Origin of the sequence: Paenibacillus timonensis (genome assembly GCF_022427145.1) — a bacterium.
Taxonomy (GTDB): Bacteria; Bacillota; Bacilli; order Paenibacillales; family Paenibacillaceae; genus Fontibacillus; species Fontibacillus timonensis.
Genome location: NZ_JAKSXN010000020.1, coordinates 1 through 16676, shown reverse-complemented (window position 1 = coordinate 16676; position 16676 = coordinate 1). Strand labels below are relative to the sequence as shown.

13 protein-coding genes are annotated in these 16676 nt (G+C 53.8%); 11 read left to right on the top strand and 2 right to left on the bottom strand.

The features are described from left to right. Positions 1 to 75: 75 nt before the first annotated feature. From alaS to MJ257_RS09710, 11 genes are all read left to right on the top strand, one after another. Positions 76 to 2700: an alanine--tRNA ligase gene (gene alaS / locus MJ257_RS09760; RefSeq protein WP_240269075.1), complete on the top strand. Its 2625-nt coding sequence runs from the start codon at positions 76 to 78 to the stop codon at positions 2698 to 2700. Positions 2701 to 2833: 133 nt separating this feature from the next. After that, positions 2834 to 3094, top strand: a complete 261-nt coding sequence (locus tag MJ257_RS09755) for an IreB family regulatory phosphoprotein (protein WP_155605813.1) — start codon at positions 2834 to 2836, stop codon at positions 3092 to 3094. Between the two features lie 57 nt (positions 3095 to 3151). After that, positions 3152 to 3568: a Holliday junction resolvase RuvX gene (ruvX, locus tag MJ257_RS09750; RefSeq protein WP_240269074.1), complete on the top strand. Its 417-nt coding sequence runs from the start codon at positions 3152 to 3154 to the stop codon at positions 3566 to 3568. 12 nt (positions 3569 to 3580) lie between these two features. Next, positions 3581 to 3898 carry a DUF1292 domain-containing protein gene (locus MJ257_RS09745; protein WP_009224380.1) on the top strand — a complete coding sequence of 106 codons (318 nt, stop codon included), beginning with the start codon at positions 3581 to 3583 and terminating at the stop codon, positions 3896 to 3898. Then, the gene (locus MJ257_RS09740) at positions 3891 to 4190 is read left to right on the top strand and encodes a DUF1292 domain-containing protein (protein ID WP_240269073.1); all 300 of its coding nucleotides are present in this window, start codon (positions 3891 to 3893) and stop codon (positions 4188 to 4190) included. The genes MJ257_RS09745 and MJ257_RS09740 overlap by 8 nt, the downstream gene beginning before the upstream one ends. 86 nt (positions 4191 to 4276) lie before the next feature. Further along, a complete protein-coding gene (gene mltG, locus MJ257_RS09735) occupies positions 4277 to 5332 on the top strand; it encodes an endolytic transglycosylase MltG (protein WP_240269072.1) in 1056 nt (351 codons plus the stop codon). Between the two features lie 59 nt (positions 5333 to 5391). Continuing rightward, a complete protein-coding gene (locus MJ257_RS09730; protein ID WP_240269071.1) occupies positions 5392 to 6327 on the top strand; it encodes a peptidase U32 family protein in 936 nt (311 codons plus the stop codon). Positions 6328 to 6675: 348 nt separating this feature from the next. Then, the gene (locus tag MJ257_RS09725) at positions 6676 to 8010 is read left to right on the top strand and encodes a peptidase U32 family protein (RefSeq protein WP_240269070.1); all 1335 of its coding nucleotides are present in this window, start codon (positions 6676 to 6678) and stop codon (positions 8008 to 8010) included. Positions 8011 to 8251: 241 nt separating this feature from the next. Then, positions 8252 to 10432: a methyl-accepting chemotaxis protein gene (locus MJ257_RS09720; RefSeq protein ID WP_240269069.1), complete on the top strand. Its 2181-nt coding sequence runs from the start codon at positions 8252 to 8254 to the stop codon at positions 10430 to 10432. A gap of 561 nt (positions 10433 to 10993) precedes the next feature. Continuing rightward, complete coding sequence (locus tag MJ257_RS09715; protein WP_240269068.1) at positions 10994 to 12778, top strand: peptidoglycan D,D-transpeptidase FtsI family protein; 1785 nt, start codon at positions 10994 to 10996, stop codon at positions 12776 to 12778. Positions 12779 to 12905: 127 nt separating this feature from the next. Next, entirely contained in the window at positions 12906 to 14330 is a 1425-nt protein-coding gene (locus MJ257_RS09710) for a polysaccharide deacetylase family protein (protein WP_240269067.1), read from the top strand. A gap of 89 nt (positions 14331 to 14419) precedes the next feature. On the opposite strand, the gene ilvD is transcribed toward MJ257_RS09710, so the two are convergent. Together ilvD and MJ257_RS09700 are read right to left on the bottom strand one after the other, a co-directional pair. Beyond that, positions 14420 to 16105, bottom strand: a complete 1686-nt coding sequence (gene ilvD / locus MJ257_RS09705; RefSeq protein ID WP_240269066.1) for a dihydroxy-acid dehydratase — start codon at positions 16103 to 16105, stop codon at positions 14420 to 14422. A 185-nt stretch (positions 16106 to 16290) separates the two neighbouring features. Then, positions 16291 to 16557, bottom strand: coding sequence for a KGG domain-containing protein (locus MJ257_RS09700; protein ID WP_240269065.1), 267 nt, complete (start codon positions 16555 to 16557; stop codon positions 16291 to 16293). Positions 16558 to 16676: the final 119 nt, after the last annotated feature.

The window sequence follows — 16676 nt, the reverse complement described above, 5'->3', positions numbered from 1 at the left end:
TACCGCGATTCAATCGTCCCTGATTTTCAGGGGCGTTTTTGTTATTTTTAGAGGAATATTTAGGAGGTCAATACGATGAAAGCAAGTGAAATTCGTTCCAAATGGCTGGAGTTCTTTGCCGGCAAAGGCCACAAAATCGAACCAAGCGCTTCGCTCGTTCCGCATAACGATCCGTCCCTGCTGTGGATCAATGCCGGGATGGCTCCGCTCAAGCCGTATTTCGACGGGCGGGTCAAGCCGGAAAATCCGCGCCTGACGAACTCGCAGAAATGCATCCGCACCAACGATATCGAAAACGTCGGCAAGACGCGCCGGCATCATACGTTTTTTGAAATGCTGGGCAACTTCTCGATCGGGGACTACTTTAAGGAAGAAGCGATCACGTGGGCTTGGGAATTCCTAACCGACAAGAAGTGGATCGGCTTTGATCCGGAGCGCCTGTCGGTGACGGTGTATCCCGAGGATGAAGAGGCGTTTAAGCTGTGGAACGAAAAAGTAGGGCTTCCGGCGGAGCGCATCGTTAAGCTGGAGGACAACTTCTGGGATATCGGCGAAGGGCCTTGCGGACCTTGTACGGAAATTTTCTACGACCGCGGCGAAGCCTACGGCGACCTGTCCGATCCCGAATGTTTTCCGGGCGGCGAGAACGAACGTTTCCTTGAGGTCTGGAACCTCGTATTCTCGCAGTTCAATCACAATAAGGACGGCAGCTATACGCCGCTTCCGAACAAGAACATCGATACCGGGGCCGGTTTGGAGCGGTTTGCGTCCATTTTGCAGGATGTGAACTCCAACTTCGATACCGACTTGTTCCAACCGATCATTTTGAAAACGGCCAAAATGGCCGGGGTCACCTACGGTTCTGCCGAGGACAGCGACGTTGCGCTTAAAGTCATCGCGGACCATATCCGTACAGTGACGTTTGCCGTAGCCGACGGCGTGCTGCCGTCCAACGAAGGCCGGGGCTACGTTATTCGCCGCCTGCTGCGCCGCGCGGTACGGTACGGCAAGCTGATCGGCCTGGACAAGCCGTTTATGTTCGGCCTGGTGGAAACCGTCGGGGACATCATGGGGACTTACTATACGGATGTCGTGACCAAACGCGAATTCATCGAAAAGGTCATCCGCGCGGAAGAAGAACGGTTCCATGAAACGCTGAGCGACGGCCTGGCGATTCTGGCGGACATCAGCGGTGAAGCGAAGGCAGCCGGCCGCACGCTGATCAGCGGGGCGGATGCGTTTAAGCTGTACGACACTTACGGATTCCCGCTCGATTTGACCGAGGACTTTGCGGCAGAGCAAGGGCTGGGCGTCGACCGCGAAGGTTTTGAAGCCGCCATGGAGGAACAACGCGAACGCGCCCGGGCCGCCCGCCATGAAAGCGGCAGCATGAAGGTGCAAGGCGGAGTTTTGGCTGATTTTACGACTAAAACGGAATTCGTTGGATATAATGAGCTTGAAGTTACTACTAGCATCGTGGCCATCGTGGCCAACGACGCTTTCGTTGATACGCTTAGCGCCGGCCAATCGGGCCAAATCATTTTGGCTTCGACGCCATTTTATGCGGAAAGCGGTGGTCAGGTCAGCGACCAGGGCACCCTTCGCAGCGGCTCCGGCAGCGCAGCGGTGGAAGGCTTGTTTAAAGCCCCACACGGGCAGCATGTCCATCAGGTGACGGTGGAAACCGGCGAGCTGCGGGTTGATTCCGACGTCACGGCTTCCGTAAACCGGGAACAACGCAGCCATACGGTGAAGAATCATACGGCAACCCATCTGCTGCACAAAGCGTTGAAGGAAACGCTCGGCGAGCATGTGAACCAGGCCGGTTCCCTTGTTGAACCGCAACGTTTGCGTTTCGACTTCTCCCACCTCGGTAGCATTACGCCGGAAGAATTGGCGGAAATCGAACGCCGCGTGAATGAGCAGATTTGGAACGCGTTGCCGGTAACGACCTCGCTGAAGCCGATCGATGAAGCAAAGGCCATGGGGGCCATGGCGCTGTTCGGCGAGAAATACGGGGACATCGTCCGCGTCGTCCAAATCGGCGATTACAGCTTGGAGCTGTGCGGCGGATGCCACGTGAACAACTCGGCGGAGATCGGCCTGTTCAAAATCGTCAGCGAAAGCGGCATCGGCTCCGGCGTGCGCCGGATCGAAGCGGTGACCGGACGCGGCGCTTACCTGTTCATGGATGGCCAACTTGACCTGCTGAAGCAAGCGGCAGGCCTGTTGAAATCAAACGTGAACGACGTGCCGAAACGGGTCGAAGGATTGTTCCAGCAATTGAAGGAGCTTGGCCGCGAGAACGAATCGCTGCAGAGCAAGCTTAGCGTGATCGAAGCCGGCGAATTGACAAGCCAGGTGGTGAGCGTTGGGCAAACCCAATTGCTGGCTGCTCGCGTGCAGGCCGGAAGCATGGACGCGCTGCGGACGCTGGCCGACGAGTTGAAGGCCAAACTGCCGGATGCCGTTCTCGTCCTGGGCGCGCCGAGCGAGGACAAAGTGAATTTTGTCGTCGTCGTGCCGAAAGAGGAAGTAGCTCGCGGTCTGCATGCCGGCAAACTCGTCAAGGAAGTGGCGGCAGTATGCGGCGGCGGCGGAGGCGGCCGTCCGGACATGGCTCAGGCTGGCGGTAAGGATGCCGGCAAACTGGACGAAGCCTTGAAGAAAGCGGCGGAATGGATCGCATCTCAAGCCTAAAAGGGCGGTGAATTTGACGGGGGGAACCACCGAAAATTTCCTTATGGAACCCATGATATGGTATAGTATGATTAGGCTAAGAGGAAATCAGCTGCGATCATAAAGGCGTATGTCGAAGAAGCGAGGTGTCATCATGGACTCCATGGATAAAACCGTCAAATTTAACGTCAAAGGCGATGAACTAGAGGCGTCGGCGCAGGAAATTCTTCTTACGGTTTACCAGGCGTTGCAGGAGAAAGAATACAATCCGGTTAACCAGATCGTCGGTTATTTGTTGTCGGGGGACCCGGCCTATATACCGCGACATAACAATGCGAGAAGTTTGGTCCGCAAGAAGGAACGCGACGAACTGATCGAAGAGCTGGTGCGTTTCTACATGGCGGGGCACCGATAATGGCGAATATCCTACTCGGAACTCTATAGCAACGGAACGCATTTAAAGGAGCAACACATGAAAATCATGGGTCTGGATTACGGGGACCGACGGATCGGAGTGGCCGTGAGCGACAGCCTGGGCTGGACCGCCCAGGGGCTCGAAACCATCGAGCGCCGCAGGGAAGGCAGCGAATTCGAACGCATCGCCGAGCTGGTGAAGCAGCACGAGGTGGAAGAGATCGTCGTGGGTCTGCCGAAGAATATGAACGGCACGATCGGTCCCCGGGGAGAAATATGCATGGCGTTTGCCGAGAATTTGCGGAGCAGGTTGGATCTGCCCGTGCATCTCTGGGATGAGCGGCTCACGACCGTTTCGGCGCAGCGTACGCTGCTGGAGGCGGACGTGAGCCGGAAGAAACGCAAAGGTGTCGTCGACAAGATGGCCGCCAGCTTGATTTTGCAAAATTATTTGGACTCTAAGAGTATAAAGTGAGGGTGATCGCGTATGTCTAAAGATCGTATCGGAAATGAAGAAGAACCGGAAATTATTTATATCCCCGACGAAGAGGGCAATGAAGAAGAGTTCGAAGTGATTATGAAATTCGAAGTCGACGGTTCGGACGCCAAGTATATGATGGTCGTTCCTCTGGATTCCGATGGGAATGAAGATGAAGAGAGCGAAGAGGTATACGCGTTCCGTTACGAGGAAGACGGCGATGACCTGAAGCTGTACACGATCGAAAGCGATGAAGAATGGGAAATCGTCGAGGAGACGTTTAACACGCTCATCGACGAGTTTGATGGAGAAGATGGCAATGACTGATTTTACGGCAGACCAAGCGGTTATGACGTCGCGGGTTCGCGACGCTTTCGGCCCGATCGTGGAGCTGGAGGACGAATCGGGCCATGCCTCCTATTATCAAGTCGTTCAGGAGTTTGACGTCGCGGGAGTCGCCTATGCGGTGTTGCTGCCGGAGGACGCATCCAAAGACGAAGAACCGGAGATTTTCAAGATCGTGACGACCGGTGACGAGATTGAACTGGTGACGATCGATGACGACGAGGAATGGGAGAACGTATCCGAGCTGTATGACGAATTGACCTTTCCGGAGTAATGGGAAGGCGTTGCAGATGCACGATAGATCAGTCCGGAAAGAGCGGGAAATTACCGCTCTTTTTGGCTGTTAAAGGGGGAAGTCGTTTGAGGAAAGCGCTGAAATGGCTGACCGTCCTGCTGTTACTCGTGATCATCGGAGTAGGAGCGGCCGGAGTTTATGTTTACACGGGCATGTTGCCCGTCGAAGCGAAGGAGCAGCCGGTCAAGTTCACGATCGAACCGGGAACGGGGACCTCGGGAATCGCGGAGTTGCTGGAAAACCAGGGACTAATTAAAAATTCCTTTTTGTTCGTTTCATATTTAAAATGGAAGTCGGAAGGCAGCCGGTTTCAAGCCGGAGTCTACGAAATGAAACCGGGTGTGACGTACGACGAAATCATCGCCAAGCTGAACGGCGGCGACGTCGTCAAAGCGGAAATGATCCGTTTTACGATTCCTGAAGGCTTTACCGTCAAGCAAATGGCTGACAAGCTGGCTGAGGAAGGCTTAGCCGACAAAGCGGTGTTTCTGAAGCTGGCGAAGGATGCCGAAGGTCTTGACGATGAGCTGTTGTCCCAAATTCCAGCGGATGAGCGATTGACGTATCGGTTAGAAGGGTATTTGTTCCCAGAAACCTACGAACTGAAGAAAGGCAGCAATGAGCGGGATATCATCGCCCGCATGCTGCAGGAAACGAGCGACCGGCTTGCCGAAATCCCCGATTTCACGCAAAAGCTGCAAGCTCGCGGCCTTACGCTGGGTGAACTGATGACGGTCGCTTCGCTGGTGGAGCGGGAAGTGGTTGTTGATGCCGAGCGGCCTATGGTAGCGGGGGTCATTTATAACCGGCTGAAGGATGGCATGAAGCTGGAAATCGACGCCACGGTGCAGTATGTGCTGGATAAACCGAAGGAGCGCCTGCTGAATTCGGATTTACGAAGCGTGGACAGCCCCTACAATACGTATCTGTATGAAGGGCTGCCGCCGGGACCCATTGCCGCACCAAGCCTCAAATCGATCGAAGCGGCGCTGGCGCCGAAAGCTTCGGAGTACCTTTTCTACGTGACGAAAAAGGATGGCAGCGGGGAGCACTTGTTTGCCAAAACCTATAAGGAGCATTTGAAGAACATCGAGACTAGCAAGGCGATGGCCAATCAGTAATCAAACGGAAGTTCAAGAGATGACTGTTGGAACAGCCTCATTAAGGTGGTAGTGACCCTATGAGTAAAAAACCGGAACTGATGGTTCCTGCCGGTTCGCTGGAAGAGCTGAAGCGTTATTTCGCGGCGGGGGCCGACGCGGCGTTGATCGGCGAAGCCCGATACGGAATGCGCCTCCCAGGCGATATGACGATCCGGGACATCGCCGAAGCGGTTCAAGTGGCGCGCGAATGCGGAGCCAAAATCTATGTTAGCCTTAACAACTTGATGACCAATGCGATGCTGGAGGAACTTCCTGATTACGTGAAGCAGTTGGCGGATTGCGGCGTAGATGCCGTTGAATTCGGCGATCCGGCCGTGCTTCAGACGGTGCGCAAAATCGCGCCGCAGCTAAAGCTGCATTGGAACGCCGAGATGACCTCCACCAACTACGCCACGGCCAATTATTGGGGGACGAAGGGCGCATCCCGCGTGGTGCTGGCACGCGAGCTGAACATGGACGAAATCACCGCGATGCCTCCTTCGCTGAACATTGAGGCGGAGGTTCAGGTGCATGGGATGACCAATATTTATCACTCGAAACGCCGTCTGGTGCAGAGCTACATGACGCATCAAGGACGGCCGGTCGATCCCGGCAGCGATCTGAGCCTGAAGCGTGGCCTCTTTCTCGTCGAGGCGGAGCGGCCGGACGAGAAGTTCCCGATTTTCGAGGATGTCAACGGGACGCATATCATGAGCTCGGACGACATCTGCATTTTAGAAGATTTGCACCTGTTAATGGCTTCGGGCGTGGACAGCTTTAAAATCGAGACGCTGTTGAAACCGACGTTCTATAACGAAATCGTCATTACCTCCTATCGCCAGGCCATCGAAGCTTATTATGGCGACCCGGAAGGGTATGAGTTTGACGAGCGCTGGATCGAGGCGATCCGCGAGGTACAGGACCCGGAGCGGGAGCTTTCCTTCGGCTTCTTCTACAAAGAACAAGTCTATTGAGAGGAAGTCAAAAAGTCGGCTTTTGAAGATATAAGAATGAAATAACTTCAAAGTGACGCTTCCTTATATTGTAAGAATAAACAACCGCTTTAGGCGGTCTGGCATCTGAGAAGGTACATCGATTGAGGTTTTTCTTATCACGAGGATGAACCGTGGAAGCTTAATCGACATCAAATCTTGAATTCAGCCGGGCCTTCCGTTGCTCACGTAGGCTTACCTACGCTGCGCTACTCAGTCCCTAGCTTCATCGAACCTTCTCGGTCCTGAAAACCCGACTTTTTGACCTATATTTCAAATTTAAGTACCAAAAAACTTATAAACCAACAAAATGATGAGAGGTGAACGAAGATGCAAACAGCGGAGAAGCATATCCCGAAATATGCGGGAAAACGTTATCGGCTGGCGAAACCCGAGCTGCTTGCTCCGGCGGGTAATCTCGAAAAGCTGAAATTCGCCGTTCATTACGGCGCCGACGCCGTGTATATCGGGGGACAACACTACGGCCTTCGTTCCAATGCGGATAATTTCAGTTTCGAAGAAATGCGGGAAGGCGTGGAGTTTGCCAAGAAGTATGGCGCGAAGGTGTTCGTCGCCACGAATATTTATGCCCACAACGAGGATCTGGCGGGCATTGAGGAATATTTGCGCAATCTTTACGAGGCGGGGATCGCTGCCATTATCGTCGCCGACCCGGTGATCATTGAGACGGCGCAGCGGGTCGTACCGGGGTTGGAGGTCCACCTTAGCACCCAACAGTCGACCGTCAACTGGCAGGCCGTTCAATTCTGGAAAGATCAGGGCTTGCCGCGGGTCGTTCTGGGACGCGAAACGAGCCTGGAGGAAATCGAGGAAATCAAGCGCCACGTCGATATCGAGATCGAGGCGTTTATTCACGGCGCGATGTGCTCTTCTTTTTCAGGGCGATGCGTATTGTCGAACCATTTCACCGACCGCGATTCCAACCGGGGGGGCTGCTGCCAATCCTGTCGCTGGAAATACGACTTGTTTACGGACGCGCGCGCGGAAGACGAGTGGATTTCCGAGGAAGAAGCGCGCGATAACAAGGTGCTGGAGAAGTTCCGCCTTGGCGTCACGCAATTGCCCATGTTCGAGGAAGACGATAATGCGTTTACGATGGGGTCGAAGGATTTGTGCATGATCGGGCATGTTCCCGACTTGATTGACTCTGGCGTGGACAGCTTCAAAATTGAAGGACGAATGAAGTCGATCCATTATGTGGCGACGGTCGTGAACGTCTACCGCCAAGCGATTGATGCGTACATGGCGGATCCGGAGAATTACGTCCTGAAGCCGGAGTGGATCGAAGAAATCAACAAGGCAGCTAACCGGCCTTTGAATACCGGATTTTTCTACGATACGCCGGATCATGAAGATCATATTTACGAGCCGGAAGAGAAGGCTGCGCCTTACGACTTCGCCGGATTGGTGATGGAGTACGACGAAGCGACCGGAATGGCGACGATCCAGCAGCGGAACCATTTTAAACCCGGACAAGAAGTGGAGTTTTTCGGTCCGGGGGGAACGTTCTTTAAACAGAAGGTAGGGACCCTTTATGACGAAGCCGGCAATGAACTGGATGCGGCCCGTCACCCGCTGCAGCGGATCCGAATGAAGGTTGACCAGCCTGTCTCCTATTTCGATATGATGCGGAAAAAGAAATAAACGTAAAAATCAATATGCTTCGGGGCCTGTTCGTTTATAGGACGAAAGGCCCTTTTTTATGTCTTTTGTCAAGATTATTTAAAATCCGCTACATATGAAGCCGATATTATAGAGGAGAACGTCAGGTATTGTCGAATATTTTGAATAACTGACGAGAGATGTGAACAACCAACAGCATTAATGCATGACCACAAGCCCAAAAACTTGGGTCTGCAACTATTATGAGTGGCGGGTGATCAACATGAGTCTGGTTCCTAAGAACGAGGACCAAGCAACCAACAACAAGAAGAAGGAAAAGAAGCAGAAGGGAGAACGAACCAAGTCAAAAGCGGTTAAGCCGACGGGAAAAGCGCCTCTAGATTTCAAGGCTTTATTGATTTCGCTGCGGGACAAACTGCCTAAACAAATCAACCCTTCGAAATCGGTAGGCATTCGATTGTTCCTGATTTTCTTTATCGCGATCATGTTCTTCGTGCTGACGATCGGGATTATGTCCTCCCAAATGGCGAAGGGGACCATTCAGGACAATGCGGAACAAGCCAACCTGCAGACGATTGTTCAAACCTCGCAAAAGCTGGATATCGTCATGCAAAAGTATGAGGAAAATCTCCAGCAGATGTTCTTGGACGACGAAATGCAAAATGCCATCATGGATGCTTCCTTGTCGAACATCACGGATTATGACAAGTTTACCGCAACCAATAAAATGAGAACGCGCTTGAATACGCTAACATTCTCGATGAAGGGAATTTCGGCCATCTACATGTTGTCGGTCGACAAGATCATCGACGATGTCACTTCCGGCAGCGCCAATGCCATGCTCATGGAAAAAGTGCGGGGAGAAGCTTGGTTTAAGGAGCTTAGCGAATCGACCAAAACCGTTTGGCTCCAAGTTCCTTCGGAAGGATTGGGTTCACCTGTATTCCGTTTAGCGCGCTCGGTTCAAAGCGTAAACAGCATGAAACGGTTCGTGCTGATTGCCGATGTCAATTTGGACGTGTTGAACGGCTACTTGAAGGAAGTCAACTTGGGGAACAACTCCAAGTTGCAAATGCTGACCCAGGATAACATCGTCGTTGGCTCCTCCGCGGAAGGCGATGATGGAAAAGCCAGCGAATTCGACATGAAACAGGCCGGGGACAAGACTTCCGGTACATTCCATACGAAAGACGCCAATGGCAATTCCGTATTAGCCTCTTTTAATACGCAGGCGTCCGGATGGAAGCTGGTAGGTACCGTGGATACGGCAGAACTGACGAAGAGCGCGAACAGCATTTTGATGGTTACGATTTTCTCCCTGATCGTCGTTGCGATTATCGCGATTCTGATCGGCGTTTGGATGGTTCGGATGATCGCTCATCCGCTCGGCAAGCTGAGAAACCTGATGGAGGAAGGTTCCCGAGGGAATCTGAACGTCCGGATGAATACGAAAGCCAAGGATGAAATCGGTCAATTGACGGTCAGCTTTAACGTGATGATGGAGAATATCACCGCCCTCGTCAAACAGACCAACAACTCCGCGCAGGATGTATTGGATACGGCGACTGAACTGTCGCAAGCGTCGAACAAAACGGCGTTGTCCGCCAAAGAGATTGCGGTGGCCACCGAAGAAATCGCCAACGGGGCGACCAGCCTGGCGAATGAAGCCGAACGCGGCAACGAGCTGACGGAGAATATTTCCCGTCAGATGGAACGCGTGATCCAAACGAACAAAGAGATGGAAAGTTCGGCCCGCCAGGTAGAGAAGTCCAGTCAGCAAGGGACCGAGTATTTGAGCGGATTGATGGAGAAAACGAACATGACGGTCGAAATGATCAACGCTTTGACCGCCAAAGTCGACTCGCTCAAAGCAAGCACAAGCTCCGTTCTGAAAGTGCTTGACGTGATGCAGAACATTACGCAGCAAACGAATATCCTGTCGCTGAACGCTACGATCGAAGCCGCCCGTGCAGGTGCCGCCGGTCGAGGGTTCATGGTCGTTGCCGATGAAATTCGCCAGTTGGCGGATCAATCGCGACAATCGATCACGATGGTCGGCGAGATTACGGATACGATTCAAAAAGAGATGAACGAAACGGTCAAGGCCTTGTCCGAAGCGAGCCCGATCTTCCAGGAGCAAATCGCGTCGGTACAGGAGACCAGCCAAATTTTCGTTTCCGTGCAGCAGCAAATGGAAGGCTTCGTACGTCACCTCGATTCCGTGACGGCTTCCATCGACCAGTTGAACGAATCGCAATCGGTCTTGTCCGAAGCGATGAGCAACGTCAGTGCGGTTGCGCAGCAATCGTCCGCCACGTCCGAAGAAGTTGCTTCGCTTTCCAGCGAGCAGCAAACGGTTGGCGATCAGCTGGTGCAGCTGTCGAACAAGTTGGAGAACGTGTCCACCGGCTTGAAAGAGTCGTTGTCGAAATTCACCGTATAGAAGGCAGGCTCAGCGCCTGAATGCAAGTATGACCCGATTTCCCGAGGGCTCTGGGGATCGGGGAGAAGCCCGGCCAATCTGCGATGCAGGTTTGGCCGGGCTTCTTTTTTGCAGCCGATTCAGCGGAAGCGAATAACGACCACGGGCCGCTCTTGTCCGCCGCTTGTCCAACGATGAGAGGGGAGGAAGACAAGCGGCTCCCCATTTCGGACGGAAACTCCCTGCCTCTAATGGACTCAGGTGGCGTTATTTAGTGACCGATTGTCAGCGGGAAGACGTAGCGGACTGAAATGACCTTATATCGGTGGATTCAACGCCATAGACTCCATTTCGCACGAAATAACGTCCGCTGGGTTCGTTACGTTGGAAAATTTACGGGAAATGAACAAATAACGTCTCTCAGGTCCGTTACGTTCGTCCGACAGCAGTTCGGTACCCATATGTACTTGATCCTCCCGATCGCTTGATCGCGCTGCCATACGTTGCGCATCCGCTTGAACCGGGCGCTTGTTTACGCCGACTTTTCCCAGGAAATAATGGGAACAGAATGGAGGGCGAACGATGTCGTTATTGCGCAAAAAACGGATATTTTACTTGCTGCTTTCTTTTGCCCTTGTGGTTGGGTTATTTGCGCTGCGCATCGCCTGGATCCAGACAGCTTCGGCGTTAAAGGCCGTAACCGTCGGCGGCAAGACGATCAATGAACTGGCTGTCCGGCAGCGTGAGGAGAGCATCGAGCTGGATCCGGGGCGAGGTCATATCTTCGATCGTAACGGGAAGCCGCTGACAGGGGAGATGGCTTGGACGCCGATTCTTTTTCCGGTTCGACAATTACCCGAAGGACATCAGCTAACCAGCTTGGCTACCGCGCTGGGGACGACGGTCCCTGAACTCCGAAACACATGGGAACGGCTGGAGCGGCCCTATGTATGGCCGAAGACGGGGGGAGAACCGGGGCAGCCGCTCCGGTTGAACGAAGAAGCAGCCCGCACATTGCCGCGGTTCGAAGGACTGGAGGTGCTGCCGTATATGGCGCGCTACGGTCCTGGCGAACGAGGGAATCAATGGCTTGGATTTGTAACGCAGCGGCCGGATGTCATCCGCAAGCTGCGCGAACGCAAGCACCAACCGGACTACGCGATGACCTTGCAGGTTGGAGCTTCGGGTCTGGAAAAAACACTTGACGGTTTACTGCGAGGACTTGGCGGTATTAGGGCTGCCTATCCCGTGGATGGCCGCAAAGACCCGCTCGGCGGGATGGGCACGCGGGTGAATGCAACAGCCAGCCGATATTATCCGTTGCAAATTCAAACGACGGTGGACGATGAGCTGCAGCGGAAAATCGAGCAATTGGCAGCAGAAATGAACGTGAATGAAGGCGCGGTGGTCGTACTGGACGCAAAGACGGCCGATATCGTCTCGATGGTGTCGTTGCCTTTTTATGATCCGCACCATGTGGATCCGACGACGCAGAACTGGGGCAATAAGGCGGTGAAAGCAGCCGTTCCCGGCTCCATATTTAAGACGGTGATTGCGGCAGCGGCACTGGAGGAGCATGCTGCGGTTCCCGGCGAGGTGTTCCACTGCAGCGGCCATTACGGAAAATACGGCTTGTCTTGCTGGAAGGAGGGGGGACATGGGAACATCACGCTGGAGGAAGGATTCGCCAAGTCGTGTAACGTCGTGTTTGCCACGTTGGGAGAACGGTTGAATGCGGAGGCGATCGCCCGGACGGCCTCTATGCTGGGGATCGGCCGCGCCGTTGGCTGGCGCGATCCTGCTTTCTTGGGCGGAGACGCGTTGCGGCCGCTTGATCAAGAGGAAAAAGGGGCGGTGTTCAAAAGCCTGGCCGCCGCGGATGGAGGAGTTCTGGCGCAAACGGCCATCGGCCAACGGGATGTGCTGGTGTCTCCGCTTCAAGCTGCCAATCTGGTCGTGACGCTGCTTCACGGCGGTCAAGTCACGGCGCCGCGCCTGGTTAGCGAGATCCGTTACAAAGACGGGTCCTTGTTATCCGAATTGCCCGTTCAAGCTTCTCCTTCCCCAGCCGGGCAGATTCGCCCTCGGACCGCCAAACGCCTGTTGTCCTGGATGAGGCTGGTCGTGACGGACGGCACCGGACGCGCCTTGCAGCAGGCCAAGTGGCCTTTGGCTGGAAAATCCGGCACGGCGGAAATCTTGAAGAACAACCGACAACTCAATCATCAATGGTTTATCGGCTATGGGCCGGTGGATCAACCCAAGTATGCCGTGGCCGTCCTGGTGCAGAACCGGCCGGAAAGTTCCAAGCATCTTGCCGCGGAGTTATTTCGGCGAATCATGGATGTATTAGCCTCTTCCGGTTGACCGATTTCCTGTGCTTTCCCCAAAAAAATGCGCCTAAACTACGGATGTCTGTGATAAAATAGTGTAGATGCTATGCTTTTCACGGAGCATGCCAAAGTCATTGATCATAGAAAAGTGGGGAAAGCATATGGAGACTTTGCTGCTATGGTTATTTTATATCTCTACGCTGTACGCTTTTATACCCGGATTGATCACTCGGATCTTCGGTTTTCGCGTATTCAAGCACGGGATCAGCGAGAAGGAGTTTGCGCTCACCTTCGACGATGGTCCCGATCCGAAATATACTCCGCAATTGCTTGACCTGCTCAAGCGGCACGGAGCGAAAGCGACGTTTTTCCTGGTCGGCTCGAATGCGGAGAAATATCCCGAATTGATTAAACGGATCCATGAGGAAGGCCATTTGATCGGAACTCACAACTATGTGCACAAGACCAATTGGCTAATGGGACCGGCCGCCGTCAAGAAACAGATTCAGAAAACGAACAAGATTATTTTCGACGTAACCGGAGTCCATTCCCAATACTATCGGCCGCCGTGGGGAATCGTTAATCTGTTCGACTTCGCGAACCGGGGCAACACGCAAATCGTCCTATGGTCGGCGATGTTCGGCGATTGGCGCGTTAAGGTTGGAGCGGACCGGTTGACGAAACGCATGATGAAGAAGCTGCGGGGCGGCGAAGTATTTCTGTTGCACGACTGCGGTGCCACTTTAGGTGCCAACGTCGGTGCCCCTGCCGAAATGCTAACCGCGCTCGAACGCGTGCTTACGGAAGCGGATCGCCGCGGATTGCGCAGCATCCGCATCGACGAATTGATTCAAGTGACGGAAGAGGCCCGGCGTAAAGGCAAACCTGCTGAAGCCGCTGCCCCAAAAGCGAAGGGGAGAGCACCGGCGAAGGTTTCCTGGCTCAAACGAAGTATCGTGGCCTTATGGCTGCTCTGGGAGAAGATTTTCCACGTCGTTTTCCAGTTGAAAACTCCCAACCCCGAGGATCCGATCTTCCACTTCCGCATCCGGCCTTATCATGGGGAGCCGGTGGCGATGAACGACGGGAAGGCCTTGAAGCCCGGGGATCAGGTCATGGAGCTTCATTTCGACAACAAGAAACTGTACGAAATCGGAACCCGTTCCAGAACAACCGTACAACTGGCGATCCAAATGATTCGCGGAGTAGAGAAAACATTGCCCTTATTAGCCAAGTACGTGATCGATCATCCCGAATTAAGCGAGGTTAAGGCGCTGTACGGCGTCAGCATGATTAACCGGGGTCCGGAGCAATTTGGATTTATTATTACGGATTTGCCGAGAGGCTGGTTTGCCAGCTCAACCAAAATTTATTTGAAATTATTGATGAGCGTCATCCATCCTGCTGGAACGTCGAGATTGAAAGAACAGCCTCAAGAACTGGTACCTAAGATGATCGTGATGCCGATGGACGTGCTGCTGGAGCGGTTTGCCGATAGCGGATCGCATCGCAGACCCAATGCCGCAGAGGAGACGGCAGCCGTGGAAGAGGAGGCTTTGCTTAGCGTCTCCTTGCCGACTCGTTAAGTCATCTCGTTGAGGTATCATGCCGAATAAAAGAAAGGCCGTATCCAGATCATCATGATCGGATACGGCCTTTTTCGTTAGGCAGTGAATTAGATTTTCATGACGCCGCCGGAGCTGGCGTTGGTGACCAGTTTGGAATAACGGGCCAGGTAACCGGTTTTGACTTTCGGTTCAAAACCTTTCCAATTCGCTTTGCGGCGCGCAAGCTCTTCATCGCTGACATGCAACTCGATCTTGCGGTTATTCAAGTCCAGCTCGATGATGTCGCCGTCTTCGACGAAAGCGATCGGCCCGCCTTCGGCCGCCTCCGGAGAGATATGACCGATGCTGATGCCGCGGGAAGCGCCGGAGAAACGTCCATCGGTGATCAGGCCAACCTTCGCGCCAAGGCCCATCCCGACGATTTGCGAGGTCGGAGCCAACATTTCCGGCATGCCCGGTCCGCCTTTCGGCCCTTCATAACGGATGACAACAACGCAGCCTTCTTTGACTTTGCCGCCGGCGATTCCTTCGAGTGCCTCTTCCTGGGAGTCGAAGCAGATGGCCGGACCTTTGTGGTAACCGCCGACCGAAGGGTCGACGGCCCCGACTTTGATGACCGAGCCTTCCGGAGCCAGGTTACCGTATAGGATGGCGAGTCCGCCTTTTTCCGAATGCGGATTGTCGATCGGACGAATGACGTTGTGGTCAAGGATTTCGCAGCCCGCTACATTCTCGGCCAACGTCTTGCCCGTTACGGTCATTTGCTCGCCGAAGATCGCTCCCGGCTTCTTCAGCAGCTCGTTAATGACGGCGCTGACGCCGCCGGCCCGATGCACGTCTTCAATGAAGATATCGGATGCCGGAGCCAGCTTGGCGATATGCGGTACGCGGTTGGCCACTTCATTGATTCGTTCCAGCGGGTAATCGATGCCCGCTTCCTGGGCCAATGCCAACGTATGAAGCACGGTGTTGGTGGAGCCGCCCATCGCCATATCCAGCGCGAAGGCGTTGTCGATCGATTCCTTGGTAACGATGTCCCGCGGTTTCAGATCGAGCTTGATCAGTTCCATCAGCTGACGCGCGGATTCCCGCACGAAATCGCGGCGTTCTTCAGCCACAGCGAGGATGGTACCGTTACCCGGCATCGCAAGGCCAAGCGCTTCCGCGAGGCAGTTCATCGAGTTGGCGGTAAACATGCCGGAACAGGAGCCGCAGGTTGGACAGCCGTATTGTTCCAGCTCCAGCAAGTCATTGTCGCTGATTTGTCCGGCTTGGTGAGCGCCGACGCCTTCAAAGACGGAGGTCAGGGACAATTTTCGACCCTTGCTGTCCACGCCGGCTTTCATCGGGCCGCCGCTGACGAAGACGGTGGGGATGTTGACGCGAAGCGCGCCCATCATCATTCCCGGGGTGATTTTATCGCAGTTCGGAATGCAAACCATGCCGTCGAACCAATGTGCCGAAACGACGGTTTCGAGCGAATCGGCGATGATCTCCCGGCTAGGCAGGGAATAACGCATGCCGATATGCCCCATCGCAATGCCGTCATCCACGCCGATGGTATTAAACTCGAACGGCACGCCGCCGGCTTCGCGGATCGCTTCTTTGACGATCTTGCCGAATTCCTGCAAATGCACGTGTCCGGGCACGATATCGATATAAGAGTTGCAGACCGCGATAAACGGCTTGCCGAAATCCTCTTCCTTTACGCCGGCGGCACGCAGCAAGCTGCGATGCGGCGCACGGTCGAAGCCTTTTTTGATCATATCAGAACGCATCTTCTTGGCTGTCATGATCTCCGATCCCCCCATGATTCGTTATAGTTTTGGAGCTTTACACCGCTAAAGGTTTTCTCTAAAGTCTATCACAAGTGGTTACGATTTTCTAGCGTGGATCACAGGAAACGGCATATAGACAAGGTGCTTGGACGGTCTATGAAAATAAAGAAATCTCCGGAATTCCGGAGATTTCGCAAGGTTCATGCATTGAATCCTGGTTTGCTGCGGGAGACCCCGCCTTTGCGCCCGATATCCCGGTAAAAGCCTTTATCGTGCTTCTGGGATGTCGCTTCGCCGCCCTTCTGGCCGATTTCCTGATAAAATTCGCGGTTATGGGTTTTCGAGGTCGCCTCGCCGCCTTTTTGCCCAATTTCCTGGTAAAAGGCTTTGCCGTGGTTTTTGGCCGTGGCCAGTCCGCCCAAACGTCCCGCTTCCTCCCGGGTCATTTTGCTGTGGCTTCGTGCCATCGAATCCCTCCTTGATCTTATTTTGGATTACGTATGTTTTATTTACCACGGATTTCCATGATGAAACGAGATTATTCAAAAAAATTCTGAATATCCAAAAAAAAGATACCTTCCTTTCG